Origin of the sequence: Erythrobacter longus (assembly GCF_000715015.1) — a bacterium.
Taxonomy (GTDB): domain Bacteria; phylum Pseudomonadota; class Alphaproteobacteria; order Sphingomonadales; family Sphingomonadaceae; genus Erythrobacter; species Erythrobacter longus.
In genome coordinates, this window is the sequence record NZ_JMIW01000004.1 from 26117 (window position 1) to 42088 (window position 15972).

Below are 15972 nucleotides of genomic sequence, written 5' to 3' on the forward strand. Positions count from 1 at the left end.
TCAGGCTCCTTGTTCGCCACGCATCGCGGCAAGCTGGCTGGCAGCGACGGGGCATGCAGCATTAGGGTTGGGAGCGGCTTCGGCTCCAAACCGGATTTCTTCTTCTTCCCACTGCGCATCGAGCGCCTCGAGATCCTGCGGGTCGTCAACCGGAGAGAGCGCCTGCTGCGCCTCTTCGTCCATTTCCACTCCGGCAATGGCGCAGAGCGCTTCGAACAGCGGCGCATAGTCCGATTCCCGCTCGGCCAGACGCGCGGCTATGGCCACCATAACCACGCCCGGCTCTGCGAGCGCTTCGCGGGCAGCCTGCTCCGGCAGGGTTGAGCAATAGTCGAGGAACAACGGCAGGTAGTCGGGCAGCTCATTGCCGCTGGGTTCCAGTCCCGCCGCAAGATAACGTTCGCGCAGGTCGACCATTGCCTGGCCACGGTCGCGGCTTTCACCATGGACGTGTTCGAACAGGTGCAGGCTGTGCGCCCGGCCCCGGTCGAACAGTTCCACATAGGTCTCCTGCGCATCATAGATGTCGCTGGTCGCCAGCCGCGTGAGTAGCGGAGCAAGCGACTTCACCGACGCGGGCGTAAGCGAGGTATCGGCCTCCAGCCGCTGGCGGATTTCGCCGATAACAGATTGCAGGTCCTTGGTCGGATATTGCAGCAGCAGTGACATCAGGTGAAGCGATTGCATCATAACACCTCCGTTGGGGTCTGGAGTTTTTTGCGGGTTTGGGTTGCGAACAGATTGGTCTTGCTTGACCCACCCGAGCACCCGTTGCCGAAGGAGAAGCCGCACGAACCGCGTTCTTCGAACATGTCCTCGGCATCCTCGCGGTGTCCGGTCGGGATCACAAAGCGATCCTCGTAATCGGCCAGCGCCATAATTTTGTACATTTCCTCGATCTGCGCGCCGGTCAGCCCAACATCGGTGGCAATGCTTTCGTTATGGACGCCGTCGATCGATTTGGCCCGCATGTAGCCGCGCATGGCGAGCATGCGCTCGAGGCAGACCGCAATCGGTTCCTCGTCGCCCGCTGTGAGAAGATTGGCGAGATACTTGAGCGGAATGCGCAAAGACCGGATGTCGGGCATATTGTTGTTCACGGAAATCTGCCCGGCGTTTGCCGCAGCGTTGATCGGCGACAGCGGCGGTACGTACCAGACCATCGGCAGGGTCCGGTATTCGGGGTGCAGCGGGAAGGCGACCTTCCATTCCATGGCCATCTTCCACACCGGCGAATGCCGCGCAGCCTCAAGCCAGGCTTCGGGCACTCCGTCCTTGCGGGCCTGTTCAATTACCTCGGGATCATTGGGATCGAGGAAGATATCGAGCTGGGCCTGATACAGATCTTCGACACTTTCCGCCGATGCAGCTTCTTCGATACGATCAGCATCATAAAGCATCACGCCTAGGTAGCGGATGCGGCCAACGCAGGTTTCAGAACAAACGGTCGGTTGACCAGCCTCGATACGCGGATAACAGAACGTGCACTTTTCCGATTTGCCGCTTTTCCAGTTGTAGTAGATCTTCTTGTAAGGACATCCCGATACGCACATGCGCCAGCCACGACAGGCCTCCTGATCGATCAGAACGATGCCGTCTTCCTCGCGCTTGTAGATCGCGCCTGAGGGACAGGCCGCGACGCAAGTCGGGTTGAGGCAGTGCTCGCACAGCCTTGGCAGATACATCATGAAGGTGTTTTCGAACTGGCCGTAAATCTCCTTCTGAACACCTTCGAAGTTGTAGTCCTCCGAACGTTTGGAGAACTCGCCGCCAAGAATTTCTTCCCAGTTCGGACCCCATTCGATCTTCTCCATCCGCTTGCCCGATATCAGGCTGCGCGCGCGTGCGGTCGGAAAGGCCTTACTCTCACCCGCCTGCTGAAGATGGGCGTAGTCGAAAGTGAAGGGTTCATAATAATCGTCGATCTCTGGCAGATCGGGATTGGCAAAAATCTTCGCCAGCACCCGCCACTTGCCGCCCATCCTGGGCCGGATTGATCCTCCTGGAACCCGCTCCCAGCCCCCTTTCCAGCGTTTCTGGTTCTCCCAGTCCTTGGGGTAGCCAATGCCGGGCTTGGTTTCGACATTGTTGAACCAAGCGTATTCCATCCCTTCACGGCTGGTCCATACATTCTTGCAGGTGACCGAGCAGGTGTGACAGCCAATGCATTTGTCGAGGTTCAGAACCTTGCCGATTTGCGCGCGAATTTTCATGCTACGGTCTCCCCTTCAGGCAGAGCTTCTTCGAGCCAGTCGACCTTGCTGAGTTTGCGGACGATGACATATTCATCGCGGTTTGAGCCCACCGTGCCGTAATAGTTGAAGCCGTAGGCAAGCTGGACATAACCGCCGATCATATGGGTGGGTTTCAGTACAGCGCGCGTCACTGAATTATGAATGCCGCCGCGCTGGCCGGTCAGCGGCGAGCCGGGCATATTGGTGAGCTTCTCCTGCGCATGATACATGAACAGGGTGCCTTCCTTCATGCGCTGCGAGACCACCACCCGGGCTACCAGTGCGCCATTGCTGTTGAAGGTTTCCACCCAGTCATTATCAACCAGTCCTGCCTTGGCGGCATCGACCTCGCTCATCCACACGATCGGCCCACCACGTGACAAAGTCAGCATCAAGAGGTTGTCGGTGTAGGTCGAGTGGATGCCCCACTTCTGGTGCGGAGTGATGAAGTTCAGGATTACGTGCGGCGCATCCTTGGCTTCATCGAGCATCGGCTTGACCGCCTTCGTATCGATCGGCGGGCGATAAACGCAGAACCCTTCGCCAAAGGCGCGCATCCATTTGTGATCCTGATAGAGCTGCTGCCTCCCGGTCAGCGTGCGCCAAGGGATCAACTCGTGCACGTTGGTATAGCCTGCGTTGTAGCAGACATGCTCGCTCTCAAGCCCCGACCATGTCGGCGAGGAGATGATCTTCCTCGGTTGGGCCTGGATGTCGCGGAAGCGGATCTTCTCCTCTTCCTTGGGCAATGCAAGATGAGTGTGATCGCGGCCGGTGTTCTTCGAAATCGCTTCCCATGCTTTGACTGCGACCTCGCCATTGGTCTCCGGCGCCAGCATCAGGATCACTTCAGCAGCATCGATAGCGGAATCGATACGGGGCGCACCCTTGGCCGAGCCCTCCTCGCTTCTGGCTCCGTTGAGCTTGCGAAGGTTCTCGACCTCGGTTTCAGTGTTCCAGGCGATCCCCTTGCCGCCATTACCGAGCTTGTCCATCAGCGGCCCAAGCGAAGAAAATCGCTCGTAGAGCCCCGGATAATCGCGCTCTACTACGGCAACCGTCGCCATCGTCTTGCCGGGTATCGGCTCGACATCTCCTTTGCCCCAATCGGCCACATCATAGGGCTGCGCGATCTCGTTCGGAGTATCGTGCTGGATCGGGGTCAACACCACGTCCTGTTCGACGCCAAGCACTTCGGGCGCCACTTCGGAGAATTTCTTCGCTATCCCCTTGTAGATGTCCCAGTCGCTGCGCGATTCCCAGACCGGATCGACTGCAGCCGACAGTGGGTGGATGAACGGGTGCATATCGGACGTGTTGAGATCGTCTTTCTCATACCAGCTCGCGGTCGGCAGCACGATGTCGGAGTAGACGCAGGTCGTCGACATGCGGAAATCGAGCGTTACCAGCAGGTCAAGTTTGCCTTTCGGCGCATCGTCATGCCACTTTACTTCCTTCGGTTTCTGCGCGCCGGTTTCACCCAGGTCCTTGCCCTGCACGCCGTGGGCTGTGCCAAGCAGGTGTTTGAGGAAGTATTCGTGGCCCTTGCCAGACGACCCCAGCAGGTTGGAGCGCCACACAAACATGTTGCGCGGCCAATTGGCTGGATCATCCGGATCGAAGCAAGACATTTCAAGCTCGCCGGATTTGAGCGCATCGGCAACGTAGTCTTTGGCCTCCTTGCCTGACGCCTTGGCGGCCTTGCCCACTTCGAGCGGGTTCGTCTTCAATTGCGGCGCTGACGGCAACCAACCCATCCGTTCGGCCCGCACATTGTAATCGATCAGGCTTGCATCCCAATCACCCTCGGGCGCGGTTGGCGACAGGATCTCCTCCACATCGAGGGTTTCGTATCGCCATTGGTCGGTGTGTGCGTAGAAAAAGCTCGTGGAGTTCATCTGCCGCGGCGGACGGTTCCAGTCCAAGGCGAATGCCAGAGGAAGCCATCCTGTCTGCGGACGCAGCTTCTCCTGTCCGACATAATGCGACCAGCCGCCGCCAGACTGGCCGACGCAGCCGCACATCACCAACAGGTTGATAATGCCGCGATAATTCATGTCCATGTGATACCAGTGGTTGAGCCCGGCTCCGAGAATGACCATCGATTTGCCGTTGGTCGTCTCGGCATTACCCGCGAACTCGCGCGCAATCGTAATGATCTGGTCTGCCGGCACGCCGGTAATCTTCTCGGCCCAGGCGGGAGTGTAGGGCACCATTTCACTGTAATCACGGGCGACATGCTCGCCGCCGAGGCCCCGGTCGAGGCCATAATTGGCGCAAAAGAGGTCGAACACAGTTGCGACAAAGGCTTTGCCTTCTTTCAGCTGCAGCTGGCGTACTGGCACGCGTCGCTTGAGCACGCTGGGATGGTCTGTGCCCTGGAAATGATCATGCTCGCGGTTGCCGAAATACGGAAAGGCTACTTCGATCGTTTCGTCGTGATGGGCATCGAGGATGTTGGTAAGGCGGAGCACCGTGTCGTTTCCGCGGCCATCTTTTTCCTCGAGATTCCATTTGCCCTGTTCGCCCCAGCGAAAGCCTGCCGAACCATTGGGCGCAACGACTTCATCGGTGTTTTCATCGATTGCGACTGTCTTCCAGTCGGGGTTGTTCTCCTCTTCCAAACCGTCAAGGAAGTCAGCCGCACGCAGCAGGTTCTCGGGTACGTAGGCGCCATCTTTCTCGACCAGTCGCACCAGCATCGGCATGTCGGAATATTTGCGACAGTAATCCTCGAAATATTCCGCCTGACGATCGAGGTGATATTCGCGCAGGATGACATGGCCCATGGCCATCGCCAGGGCCGCATCGGTGCCTTGCTTGGGATTAAGCCAAAGGTCAGCAAACTTGGTGGCTTCGGCATAGTCAGGTGAGACAACCGCCACCTTGGTGCCGCGATAGCGGGCTTCGGTCATGAAGTGCGCATCAGGAGTTCTCGTCTGCGGAACGTTCGAACCCCACATCATCAGGAATCCAGCGTTGTACCAGTCGGCGCTTTCGGGAACATCGGTCTGTTCGCCCCAGGTTTGCGGGGATGAGGGAGGAAGGTCGCAATACCAATCGTAGAAGCTCATGCAGGTACCACCGAGCAGCGAGAGATAGCGCGAACCAGCGGCGTAGGAGACCATCGACATCGCCGGGATCGGCGAGAAACCAATGACCCGGTCAGGGCCATAAGTCTTGGCAGTGTAGGCGTTCGCCGCAGCGATGATCTCGTTGACTTCATCCCATGTCGAGCGAACAAATCCGCCATGGCCGCGAATGGCCGTATAGCTCTTGCGCTTGACCGGATCCTCGACGATCGACGCCCAGGCTGCAACCGGGGTGCGAACCACCCGCGCCTCACGCCACAGCTTGAGCAAGCGCGAGCGTATCATCGGATATTTCAGCCGCTGGGCTGAATAGATGTACCAGCTATAGCTCGCCCCGCGCGGACAACCGCGCGGCTCATGGTTGGGCAGATCGGGCCTTGTTCGCGGATAATCGGTCTGCTGCGTTTCCCACGTAATGATCCCGCCCTTGACGTAGATTTTCCAGGAACACGAGCCGGTGCAGTTCACTCCGTGGGTGCTGCGCACGATCTTATCGTGCTGCCAACGCCTGCGATAGCTATCCTCCCAGTCGCGGTTCTCATTGGTGGTGACGCCGTGGCCTTCGGAAAAGGCGACTTTCTTCTGGTTGAAAAAGGTCAGGCGGTCGAGAAGCTTGCTCATGCGGTTGCTCCCTTGAGCTGGTTGGTTGGTTCAGCGGGGACAGGCGCCCGGCCACGTTCGATATCGTGCAGCAGGCCGCCGCGACGGGAATAAGCCCACCAGGTCAGCGCTGCGCAACTGGCGTAGAAGATGAAGAAGCCCCAGAGCGCCGCCATTGGAGAGCCGGTCGCCGAGATCGCGCTGCCAAAGCTTTTCGGGATGAAGAAGGCCCCGTAGGCGGCGATGGCGGAGGTGAAGCCGACAATCGCTGCCGATTCCTTCTCCGATTGGCGCAGGCTTGCTTCCCGAGACAGCTGCGGCATCAACCGCGGCACTTCCTGACGCATGATGTTGGGGATCATCTGGAAAGTGGAGGCATTGCCCACCCCGGTCATAAAGAACATGAAGATGAACGCTGCGAGGAAGCCCCACCAGCTGCCCGCTTCGATGAAGTACGCCACTGCGAGCACACCGAGCATCATGAGGACGAAAACCCAGAAGGTCACCCGCGCCCCGCCCCAGCGATCCGAAACCCATCCGGTCGCAGCACGACTGAGTGCACCGACCAAAGGCCCGAGGAAAACGAACTGGAGCACATCAATTTGAGGGAACTGGTGTTTTGCAAGCAAAGGCAGACCGGCCGAAAAGCCGATAAAGCTGCCAAAGGTCCCTGTGTAGAGCCAGCACATGAGCCAATTGTGCTTGCGCTGGAAAATCACGGACTGCTCGGCGAAGCTGGCCTTGGCATCGGCAATGTCGTTCATCCCGAACCATGCCAGCATGGTCGCAACGATAATGAACGGCACCCAGATGAAGCCGGCATTCTGCAGCCACAACTCGCCACCTTCTGCGGTCTGCTGCGGTTCGCCGCCCAAGACGCCGAACACTCCAGCGACAATGACAAGCGGTACGGCAAACTGCATCACCGAAACGCCAAGATTGCCAAGCCCGGCATTGAGGGCGAGCGCGTTGCCCTTCTGCGCCTTCGGAAAGAAGAAACTGATGTTAGACATCGACGAGGCGAAATTGCCTCCGCCAAACCCGCACAACAGCGCCAGCACCAAGAAAATGACGTAAGGCGTCTCCGGGTTCTGGACTGCATACCCAATCCCGAAGGCCGGGATCAGTAGCGATGCGGTGGACAAAGTGGTCCACAGTCGACCCCCAAAAATCGGGACCATGAAACTATAGAAGATCCGCAGTGTCGCCCCTGAAAGTCCAGGCAAGGCTGCCAGCCAGAACAATTGGTCAGTGCTGTAGTCGAAGCCGATGGAAGGCAACTTGGCGACCACGACCGACCACACCATCCAGACTGCAAAGGCCAAGAGCAGGGCCGGGATTGATATGAAAAGATTGCGCCGGGCAATTCTCTCGCCGGTTTGTTCCCAGAACTCGGAGTCCTCCGGTTTCCACTCCGCGAGCACCTTGCTCGGCTTCGCTGCTGCATGCTTCTTCTCTTCATGCAGATCGGCCATTTCTGGGAATTCAGGCAGCGAGCGGTTATCCATCCCTGCTGCCTTCTGCTCCATCTGCCGAATGGCTATATGCATCCATGCGAGGGCAATGCCGACGAGGGCAAACAGCACCATGAAGCAGCTGGTCCAGATTCCGGTGAGATCGCTAACGGCGCCAAAGACGATCGGCAGGATGAAGCCACCCAGGCCGCCAACCATGCCCACCATGCCGCCAACCGAACCCACGTGGTCGGGGTAGTAGACCGGGATATGCTTGTAGACCGCTGCTTTCCCAAGCGACATGAAGAAGCCCAGCACGAACACCGTGATGACGAAGGGAACCAGGCTCATCGAAGTCGAAAATACGATGTCGCCGCGGATGCCATGAATGACATAGTCGGTTGCCGGGTAAGACAGCATGAACAGGCACACCAACGACACGCCGAAGGTCGCATACATGATCCGCCGCGCGCCGTACTTGTCCGACAGCATCCCGCCATATGCGCGAAACAGGCTGGCCGAGAGCGAGAAGGTCGCCGCCAGCATCCCGGCCGTTTTAACGTCGACGCCATAGAGGCTGACCATGTATTGCGGCAGCCACAGCGCCAGCGCGACGAACGCGCCAAAGACAAAGAAGTAATAGAGCGAGAAACGCCAGACCTGCTCGCTCTTGAGCGGTTCGAGCTGCTCCTTCAGACTCCGTGCTTTGGTCCCATCCGCTTTGCGCGCGGCAAATTCCGGATCATCCTTGGCAAACAGGTAGAACAATACGGCGATAAGTGCGAGCGCACCTGCCCACACCTGGGCGACGCCTTGCCAGCCGATCGCGACCATGACCCACGGGGCCAGGAATTTGGTTACCGCCGCCCCCACATTGCCCATGCCGAAAAAGCCTAAAGCCGCACCCTGTCGCTCTTGCGGATAGAATTTTGAAACATAGGCAACGCCGACGGCAAAGCCGCCTCCGGCCAGGCCGAGGCCCAGCGCTGCAAGGAGCATGACGTAGTAATTCTCGGCGTAAGACAGCAAAAAGGTTGATGCGGCTGACGCCAGCATGGTGAGCGGGAACACGATCCTGCCGCCACGCTGGTCGGTCCAGATGCCCAGCATGAGCCGGGTCAGCGAACCGGTCAGGATCGGAGTGCCGACCAACAATCCAAATTGCGTATCATTAAGCCCCAACTCGGCTTTGATTTCGATCCCGACGATGGCGAAGATCGTCCAGACGGCGAAACAGATTGTAAACGCAAACGTACTCAAGCCGAGAGCTCGGTTCTGGTCGGCGGCGTTTAGCGCTTGCTGTTTTGGCATGCTCGGCTTCCTCATGGATCAGCGATCAGTGGTCTTTCGCTGAGCCAAGAAAACGGGATACTATTTGACCAAGATCAAAGAGCGCGTGGAAAGACCGCAAAACTCGCGGTCGCTTGCTATTTTCGGGAAGCGCGAGTTTTAGATATCAAGTCTTTGGTTGATGAATATCAATCGCTGGGCTAGCCAAAGCAGATCAAGTTGTAAGGGAAGCGAATTCGGGTGCGAATCGAAGAAAAGCCGGAAATCGCGCGACTTCCCCTGTTTCGCGACATGGATGATACCAGACGCGAGGACATCTTCTCCGGTTCATTCCTGCAGGTATTCCCTGCGCAGCTTACGCTTTTCGAAGCAGGCCAGCAGGTGGATTTTTTGCATGTGCTCGTCGATGGCTTGATCGAGCTCTATGTTCCCGGGACAGCGCGCGATACGACGATCCAGCTGATTGAGCCGGTAAAGAGCTTTATCCTCGCTGCAGCGGTCAACGATATGCCCTATCTGATGTCGGCGCGCACGCTTACGTCATCAAGAGTTCTGCTCGTTCCAGCTGCACGTATCCGCGGTGCGATCAAGGAAGATGCTGCCTTGATGCAGGCGACTATGACTGAGCTTGCGCTTGGGTACCGGGACATGGTCAGAGCGCTTGTCGATATGAAGATCCGACAATCTGCCGAGCGGCTGGGCAATTATCTGCTTGGATACAGTGCGAAGCACGGCGATGCGTGGCAATTCGAACTTAGTGGAGAAAAGCGGGTTCTGGCATCTCTGCTCGGTATGACACCGGAAAATCTGTCGCGCGCCTTCGGGACCTTGAAGCAGCACGGGGTAAACGTAGTCGGAGCAAGAGTGCGGATCGAGGACAGGGAAGCTCTGACTGCATTTGCCCGTCCCGATTCAGTACCCGCCGATCCAAATTGAGGAACCACCCGTGTGAGCTCGCCGCCGCAGACACGATTGTTCGTTACTCCAGAAGAAGAGAGGCGGATACGATCAGCTGTAAAAGGCGCGGATGTAGCTTTGCTGGGTCCCGGCTATCGCCTAGCCGTTGCTCAAGACGCCGAAGGCCTGCTGGAGCTTCTCGCTGATCCTGAAGTGTCGAATCCGATCTACGATTTTCCGCGACCGTTGACGCATGAAAGCATTCGAAGTTGGGTTCTCGATGCACGGGCGAGACAGCGTCAGGGTGAAGCCATCTTTGCGATTATGATCGACAGCACTGACGAGATCGTGAGCTACTCCTACTTCACGGTATGGCCGGAGCGCTCCTCAGCCGAAATCGCAGGTGCCTATCGCGGTGACGCGCAAAGCATGGGTGCCGGCAAGGCGGGCGCTGCGTGCAGCTTTGACTGGATGTTTGAGCACTTGGGAGTGCGACTCATCGGCGTCACAGCTGCGATAGATAATGTGCGCTCAGCAAAGGTGATCGAAGCTGCTGGATTCACGTTTTTCGGCGAGCGCGACAGTGTCCGGCCAGATGGTTCGACGCGCCAATCGCGCTACTGGGAGATGATGCGCAAGGATTGGCGAAAGCTAAAAGCACAAGGTCACTAGCAGCTCAGTCGCCAACGGCCTGACGATAGGTCGCCATATCAAAATAATCGCGCCAGACCGCGACTTTTCCATCCTTCATCTCAAAGACCCCGCAGCACGGCAAACTAACCGGCTTTCCATTCACGATCGTACGATCCAACCGCTCTACGAATACGGTGTTTCCAGAGGCAGCAATCGACAAAACGTCCCATTGTGTCTTGGACCAGCCGTGCAGGAATGCAGCGATAAATTGCCGCAACGCATGGTGGCCCTGAACGGGGTCGATCGGCATGTTGTGGTAAATGCCATCCTCGGCGAAATAGCCCACTAGTTCCTCAGGATCGAGCCGCGACCAGGCGGCTATGAACTCGCGCAAGGTAGCGATGTTGTCTTGCTCCTCCATCAAGTCGAATCCTCAATCAGCATCAAAAAGTCATTTGCAAGGATAGCCACCCTTTGGTCGTATCGACCGCGAACTCATCCGCTTTGTAGTGCGCAAATTTCAGCAAGACCTTGAGGTTTGCCTGGATCGGATAAACGGCGAGCAGATTAATCTCCTGCCCATAGGACTGATCCGTCGAAGTCGCATCAAAATCGTGGACGATACCGCGGAGCAGCAATCCGTTGAGCGGTGAGCCATCGCCAAAGCGGTAGCTGATGTCACCATAAAGGTCGCGCAAGCCACCGGGCGGCGTCACAAGAAACTTGTCTGCCCAGCCGTTGAAGGCATGCAATGTTGCGAGCGGGGTTTGCAGGGCGAATGCACCATTACCCTCAAGCCGCTCGTAACCTGTCTTGATCGTGAAACCTCCGGAGGAGATTCCCGGCTCAAGCAACAGATAGTCGAGTGAGAACTCGGCCGGATTCAGCCCCAAATCGCGCTGGTTTGCGTATTCGGCTGCGTAGAGGATCTTTGTCGATCCGCCGATGGGCTGCGCGCCAGAAAGCCGCACTCCAAGCGTCTGCGAACTGTTGGCTGGCGACACCGGAATGTCGAGGAAATAGCCATAGGCGGACACCGTGCCTACCGATGGTATCGCATAAGTCGCATGGACATTGTGGATGTCTGTATCGCGCCATATCCCTTGCGGCGAATCCGGCCCGAAGATGCGATTGACCCGCCAAGCATGGAAATAATCCACGGATGCGCCTTCCACCGGGTTCACCGTGACCTGCGCCAAGTCGAAAGTCTGATCGTTCTGGCGCCAGTCGACCGAACCAATCCAGCGCTGATTGTCGAGGTTGATTTTCTGGCGTCCGGCGAGCACTTCGACAGCAGGGTCCGGTCGCCAGCGAACAAATGCCCGGTTGAGCAATAGGTCCGAGGGATCCGCAATAACCGGGAACTGTACTTGGCCGTTGACGGTATCGTTGAAGTTTTCCGGTCCCAGACGAACCACTGCCTCTCCTTCGACGAGCGCGCTGAGGCCGTTCCACTCATCGGTTTCGACCCCGCCTCTTATCCTGAGCGTCGACGCGGTAGCATCTTCGGGCAGGTTTTCCTGGTCGACCACTTCAAGCCGGTAGCGCAGGTCTAAATATGGATCGAATGGCAGGGCATCACCGTCTTGCGCCAACACTGGCGTGGACATCGTGATCGCCAATGAGGTGGCACCGAGCGTGAGAAGAGTCTTGTTCATGGCCGCTCAGATAGAGGGCAGGCAGCCAAAGTATTTGATCCGTGTCAAAGTCGCGCGCATCCAATTCCACCAAAAGGGCGATATGATATTTGATGATTTCACTCTGGCCCGCGTGCTCCACATCGTATCCATTGTCGGCTGGATAGGAGGCGTCTGGTTCGTAACATTCGTCGTAATGCCTTCGATCGCGAGGACTGCTTCGCCGGCGGACAGGCTCCATGCCTTTCACCGGATCGAGCAGGGGTTTTCTGTGCAAGCAAAGTTCTGGGTAATTCTTGCCGGAGTCTCTGGCTTCTGGATGACCTGGCGCGCTGATATGTGGTCGCGATTTGCGGAAACGTCTTACTGGTGGATGCACGCCATGCTCGGACTCTGGCTCGTTTTCGCTGCTATGCTTTTTATCGCGGAACCGCTCGTACTCCACCGGCGCATGGCAGAATCGCCGTCACCGGAACGCGACTTCAACCTGATGGTATGGGTGCATCGCGTGCTTTCGGTCATCGCTCTCGTCACTGTGCTGGGTGCGATGGCGGGCGCGCACGGGCTTATGTAGGGGGCAAGCGCGAGATATGATGTCACCCTCGATCTTGCTGGCCGCACCGCACCGCCTTCCCTTCCTTGGCGGCGCGATCGGCATTGGCGGACTGGCTTCGTGGTGGCTGATCCATGTGCTGGGGCTGTATGGGGACGGGCCACTGCCGCCCCAGACCGAGCTGCCCGCGTCCCTGCTTCATGGCCCCGCCATGATCTACCTCGGATTGGCACCGTTCATCTTCGGCTTCCTGCTCACGGTATTTCCGCGCTGGATGAGTCTGCCCGATCTCTCTGCCAAGCAGGTTGGTCCAGCCGCATGCGCACTGTTTGCCGGGGTCGTGACGGCCCAACTTGGGCTGTGGACCGGGTCAGACAGATTGGTTTTGGCTGGCTTCGGGCTTGCGGGTGCAGGGTGGGTCTTGGCGTCAATCATGCTGGCCATTGTCCTTTACCGCAACCGGGCGCAAAGCGGACCGCGCTGCACTCATGGCTGGTCGGCCATGGCGGGCATTCTTTTCGGGCTGGCCGGTATATTGTGCGCGGTTGCCTTCATTGCGCTGAGAGACCCGGCCTGGCTGCCCATCGCCAACCGCATCGGCATATCGGGCTTTCTGCTGCCGGTGTTCCTGACGGTTGCCCATAGAATGGTGCCGTTCTTCGCCGGGAATGTCGTGAAGGATTACATTAGCTGGCGACCAGACTGGCTGCTCGCGCTGCTCTGGGCCTTGCTTCTTGCTCGCCTTGTGGGGGAAGTGCTGAACCTTGGGCACATGCAGACAGGCGCTAATGCCGGCTTGGCTGTTACCACCGCCGTGATGTGCTGGAGATGGTGGCCAAAAGCAAGCGCGCCTGGCTTGTTAAATGTCCTGATTTGGGGTTTCGCTTGGGCGCCGGTGGGCTTCGCTTTCGCTGCGGTTGACGCAGCATTTGGCTTGTTTGGGCGCGGGCCGGACCACGCGCTGATGATTGGTTTCTGCTGCAGCCTGTTGGTCGCGATGGTGACCCGCGTCACGCAAGGACATTCGGGTCGGCCGCTGGTCATGCCGATGGTATCATGGGTTGCTTTTTACGGCATACAGATCGCGACCATCAGCCGGGCAGCGGCCGCTTTGCAGAGTGAAAGCGGCAGCTGGCTTATGCTTGGAGCTGCGGCATTTGCCGTCAGCCTATTGCCGTGGGTGATACGCAACGGCGCAATTTATCTGTCTCCCCGGATTGATGGCAAGCAAGGATAGCGACGACTTATGCCTGATGAGCCCGCACTCGCCCCGGATCAAGCGCTTGACCTGCTAAAAGAGGGCAATCGACGTTTTCTGGAGGATACATCCTATGAACCTATAATGGACCGAATGCGGCGTCTCGAGATTGCAGCCGCTCAGCGTCCTTTTGCTGCCTACTTGAGCTGCTCGGATTCGCGCGTCCCGCCAGAGCTGCTGTTCGAGCGGGGGCTGGGCGAACTCTTCATTATCCGCAATGCAGGCAACACGCTCTGCGCCACAGCACTCGGTAGCCTGGAGTTCGCGGTGGCCCATCTTCAAGTTCCGCTGATCGTCGTGATGGGCCATGAGGCCTGCGGAGCGCTGAACGCCGCCGTCTCGCTTGCGCGCGGTCAGGCCAGTTTCTCCGGCAACATTGCAAAAGTGCTTCAGTCACTGCTGCCTGCCGTGCTCGAGACCGATCCCTGGGCCGACAACATCGTCGATTCCGCAGCGCTTTCAAATGTTCGCCGCGTGGTACACGAATTGCGCGAAGAAGCCTCTCCTGCCCTGCTCGAGCCCCAGCAGAGCGGGATGCTCAAAGTGGTGGGAGCATTCTATCATCTCGATAGCGGCAAGGTGGATTTCCTCGAGCCGGACAAGTGACGGTTCTTAGTCTTGGGGGAAAGCGAAGTATGTTTCCCGAAGGAGTATAACAGGTATGGCACCCGTCCGCCCGATCGAAACACTCGGCACACACGAGGTCACTAACCAGCCTCCCCCATTGAAGAGTTTCAACCGGTTTCGATCGGATCGGGCGCTGCACGAAGCTGTCGTTATGGCCGGTGCTGGCCGTCATCTCGACAAGTTAGAGAGGTTTGGAGACCGCACAGGCTCGGCTGAAGTCATCGACTGGGGCATTGAAGCGAACCGATCACCGCCAGTGCTTGAGACCCATGACCGTTTCGGGCATCGCATCGACGAAGTGCGGTTTCATCCGGATTATCATCACCTGATGGCGCTTGGACTGGACGCAGGCGTGGCATCAGTCGCATGGGACGGGACCGAGGCGGGGCACACCCTCCATGCCACCCTGAGCTTTCTGTCGGGCCAGACAGATGCCGGGACAAGTTGCCCGATGACGATGACATATGCGGCTGTTGCAGCGCTGAACCTCGATCCTGAAGTCGGGATGAATTGGGTGCCCAGGATTACAGCGTCGCGGTATGATCCCTCCAATCGTCCGGCATCAAAGAAGACCGGTGTGACCATCGGTATGGCGATGACCGAAAAGCAGGGCGGTTCTGATGTTCGGGCAAACACAACGAAAGCCGAGACTGCTGATGGCGCCTACCGGTTAACCGGGCACAAATGGTTCTGTTCAGCACCGATGTGCGATGCATTCCTGACGCTGGCCTACACCCGATCTGGCCTTACCTGCTTCCTCGTGCCCCGCTGGACGCCAGACGGCGAACGCAATGCTGGCTTCCAGATCATGCGGCTCAAGAACAAGCTTGGTGATCGTTCCAACGCGTCGTCGGAGGTCGAATATCGTGGTGCCTACGCTGAGCGTATCGGGGAAGTGGGCCGCGGCGTCTCAACCATCCTCCAAATGGTTCAGCACACCCGGCTTGACTGCATTGTTGGCTCAGCTGCTACAATGCGCGCCGCACTTGCCGAGGCGCTGTGGCACACCCACCATCGCTCTGCCTTTCAGCGTATGCTCGCAGACCAGCCGGCGATGGCAACGGTGCTGGCTGATCTCGCGGTTGAGAGCGAGGCGGCAACCGCGCTTGCTTTTCGACTGGCGGCTGCGTTCGACCAGAAGGAACCGCTCGCACGTCTGCTGACGCCAATCGCAAAATACTGGGTCTGCAAGCGCGCGCCGGGAATGGTGTACGAGGCGATGGAATGTCTGGGCGGCGGCGGTTACGTCGAGGACGGGCCGATGCCGCGCCTGTTCCGGCAATCGCCTTTGAACGCAATCTGGGAAGGCTCAGGCAATGTCATCGCGCTTGATGTCATGCGAGCGTTAGGCCGCGAGCCAGATGCGCTGGACGCCTTGCAGACGTTTCTCGCCAAAGCACGCGGAAGCTATGCAGCCTATGACAAATGGGCCGACACCCTCCGGTTCGATGATGCTAGCGAGCACCATGCGCGTAACACCGTCGAACGGCTGGCTCTAGCGGCCCAAGGCGCGGCTCTCATCAATGCGAATAGTCCGCTCGCCGAAGCGTTTTGCCGATTGCGTCTTGCCCGGCCATCTCTTGCCTATGGTGGATCGGACGCCGTGATCGACACGCGCGCAATCGTCGAGCGAGCGATGCCCATAGAGGGATGACGCCGGCAATCGCGGAAACCGCTACTCAAATGAGGCTGAACAC

Annotated in this window: 12 protein-coding genes; 6 read left to right on the plus strand and 6 right to left on the minus strand. The window is 58.3% G+C overall.

The window, feature by feature from the left end; all coding sequences use genetic code 11:
• From narJ to EH31_RS10250, 4 genes are read right to left on the minus strand one after another with little or no spacing between them, the layout of a single operon-like run.
• Window positions 1-690, minus strand: coding sequence for a nitrate reductase molybdenum cofactor assembly chaperone (narJ, locus tag EH31_RS10235; RefSeq protein WP_034960246.1), 690 nt, complete (start codon window positions 688-690; stop codon window positions 1-3).
• Window positions 687-2213: a nitrate reductase subunit beta gene (narH, locus tag EH31_RS10240; RefSeq protein WP_034960248.1), complete on the minus strand. Its 1527-nt coding sequence runs from the start codon at window positions 2211-2213 to the stop codon at window positions 687-689. Before narH ends, narJ begins: the two co-directional genes overlap by 4 nt.
• A complete protein-coding gene (locus tag EH31_RS10245) occupies window positions 2210-5947 on the minus strand; it encodes a nitrate reductase subunit alpha (protein WP_034960249.1) in 3738 nt (1245 codons plus the stop codon). Before EH31_RS10245 ends, narH begins: the two co-directional genes overlap by 4 nt.
• A complete protein-coding gene (locus tag EH31_RS10250; protein ID WP_034960250.1) occupies window positions 5944-8691 on the minus strand; it encodes a nitrate/nitrite transporter in 2748 nt (915 codons plus the stop codon). The genes EH31_RS10245 and EH31_RS10250 overlap by 4 nt, the downstream gene beginning before the upstream one ends.
• Before the next feature lie 219 nt (window positions 8692-8910).
• Here EH31_RS10250 and EH31_RS10255 point away from each other — a divergent pair, with 219 nt between their 5' ends.
• Both EH31_RS10255 and EH31_RS10260 read left to right on the plus strand, forming a co-directional pair.
• A complete protein-coding gene (locus tag EH31_RS10255; protein ID WP_034960252.1) occupies window positions 8911-9606 on the plus strand; it encodes a helix-turn-helix domain-containing protein in 696 nt (231 codons plus the stop codon).
• A gap of 12 nt (window positions 9607-9618) precedes the next feature.
• Entirely contained in the window at window positions 9619-10239 is a 621-nt protein-coding gene (locus tag EH31_RS10260; RefSeq protein WP_081853357.1) for a GNAT family N-acetyltransferase, read from the plus strand.
• A 4-nt stretch (window positions 10240-10243) separates the two neighbouring features.
• On the opposite strand, the gene EH31_RS10265 is transcribed toward EH31_RS10260, so the two are convergent.
• Together EH31_RS10265 and EH31_RS10270 are read right to left on the minus strand one after the other, a co-directional pair.
• The gene (locus EH31_RS10265) at window positions 10244-10621 is read right to left on the minus strand and encodes a limonene-1,2-epoxide hydrolase family protein (RefSeq protein WP_051699169.1); all 378 of its coding nucleotides are present in this window, start codon (window positions 10619-10621) and stop codon (window positions 10244-10246) included.
• A 22-nt stretch (window positions 10622-10643) separates the two neighbouring features.
• Complete coding sequence (locus tag EH31_RS10270) at window positions 10644-11810, minus strand: alginate export family protein (protein ID WP_206742025.1); 1167 nt, start codon at window positions 11808-11810, stop codon at window positions 10644-10646.
• Between EH31_RS10270 and EH31_RS10275 the strand changes: the two genes are divergently transcribed.
• The 4 genes from EH31_RS10275 to EH31_RS10290 are packed head-to-tail and all read left to right on the plus strand — an operon-like array spanning window position 11803 to window position 15929.
• A complete protein-coding gene (locus tag EH31_RS10275) occupies window positions 11803-12411 on the plus strand; it encodes a hypothetical protein (RefSeq protein WP_422110925.1) in 609 nt (202 codons plus the stop codon). The two genes, EH31_RS10270 and EH31_RS10275, sit on opposite strands and share 8 nt — an antisense overlap.
• A 16-nt stretch (window positions 12412-12427) precedes the next feature.
• Complete coding sequence (locus EH31_RS10280; protein WP_034960256.1) at window positions 12428-13627, plus strand: NnrS family protein; 1200 nt, start codon at window positions 12428-12430, stop codon at window positions 13625-13627.
• A gap of 9 nt (window positions 13628-13636) precedes the next feature.
• Entirely contained in the window at window positions 13637-14254 is a 618-nt protein-coding gene (locus EH31_RS10285) for a carbonic anhydrase (RefSeq protein ID WP_034960257.1), read from the plus strand.
• Window positions 14255-14309: 55 nt separating this feature from the next.
• Window positions 14310-15929 carry an acyl-CoA dehydrogenase family protein gene (locus tag EH31_RS10290; RefSeq protein ID WP_034960259.1) on the plus strand — a complete coding sequence of 540 codons (1620 nt, stop codon included), beginning with the start codon at window positions 14310-14312 and terminating at the stop codon, window positions 15927-15929.
• The last annotated feature ends 43 nt before the right edge of the window (window positions 15930-15972 follow it).

Bases quoted from the DNA above. Each gene is read 5' to 3' on its own strand.
- narJ (WP_034960246.1), bottom strand. From the start codon at position 690: ATGATGCAATCGCTTCACCTGATGTCACTGCTGCTGCAATATCCGACC.
- narH (WP_034960248.1), bottom strand. From the start codon at position 2,213: ATGAAAATTCGCGCGCAAATCGGCAAGGTTCTGAACCTCGACAAATGC.
- EH31_RS10245 (WP_034960249.1), bottom strand. From the start codon at position 5,947: ATGAGCAAGCTTCTCGACCGCCTGACCTTTTTCAACCAGAAGAAAGTC.
- EH31_RS10250 (WP_034960250.1), bottom strand. From the start codon at position 8,691: ATGCCAAAACAGCAAGCGCTAAACGCCGCCGACCAGAACCGAGCTCTC.
- EH31_RS10265 (WP_051699169.1), bottom strand. From the start codon at position 10,621: ATGGAGGAGCAAGACAACATCGCTACCTTGCGCGAGTTCATAGCCGCC.
- EH31_RS10270 (WP_206742025.1), bottom strand. From the start codon at position 11,810: ATGTCCACGCCAGTGTTGGCGCAAGACGGTGATGCCCTGCCATTCGAT.
- EH31_RS10280 (WP_034960256.1), top strand. From the start codon at position 12,428: ATGATGTCACCCTCGATCTTGCTGGCCGCACCGCACCGCCTTCCCTTC.
- EH31_RS10285 (WP_034960257.1), top strand. From the start codon at position 13,637: ATGCCTGATGAGCCCGCACTCGCCCCGGATCAAGCGCTTGACCTGCTA.
- EH31_RS10290 (WP_034960259.1), top strand. From the start codon at position 14,310: ATGGCACCCGTCCGCCCGATCGAAACACTCGGCACACACGAGGTCACT.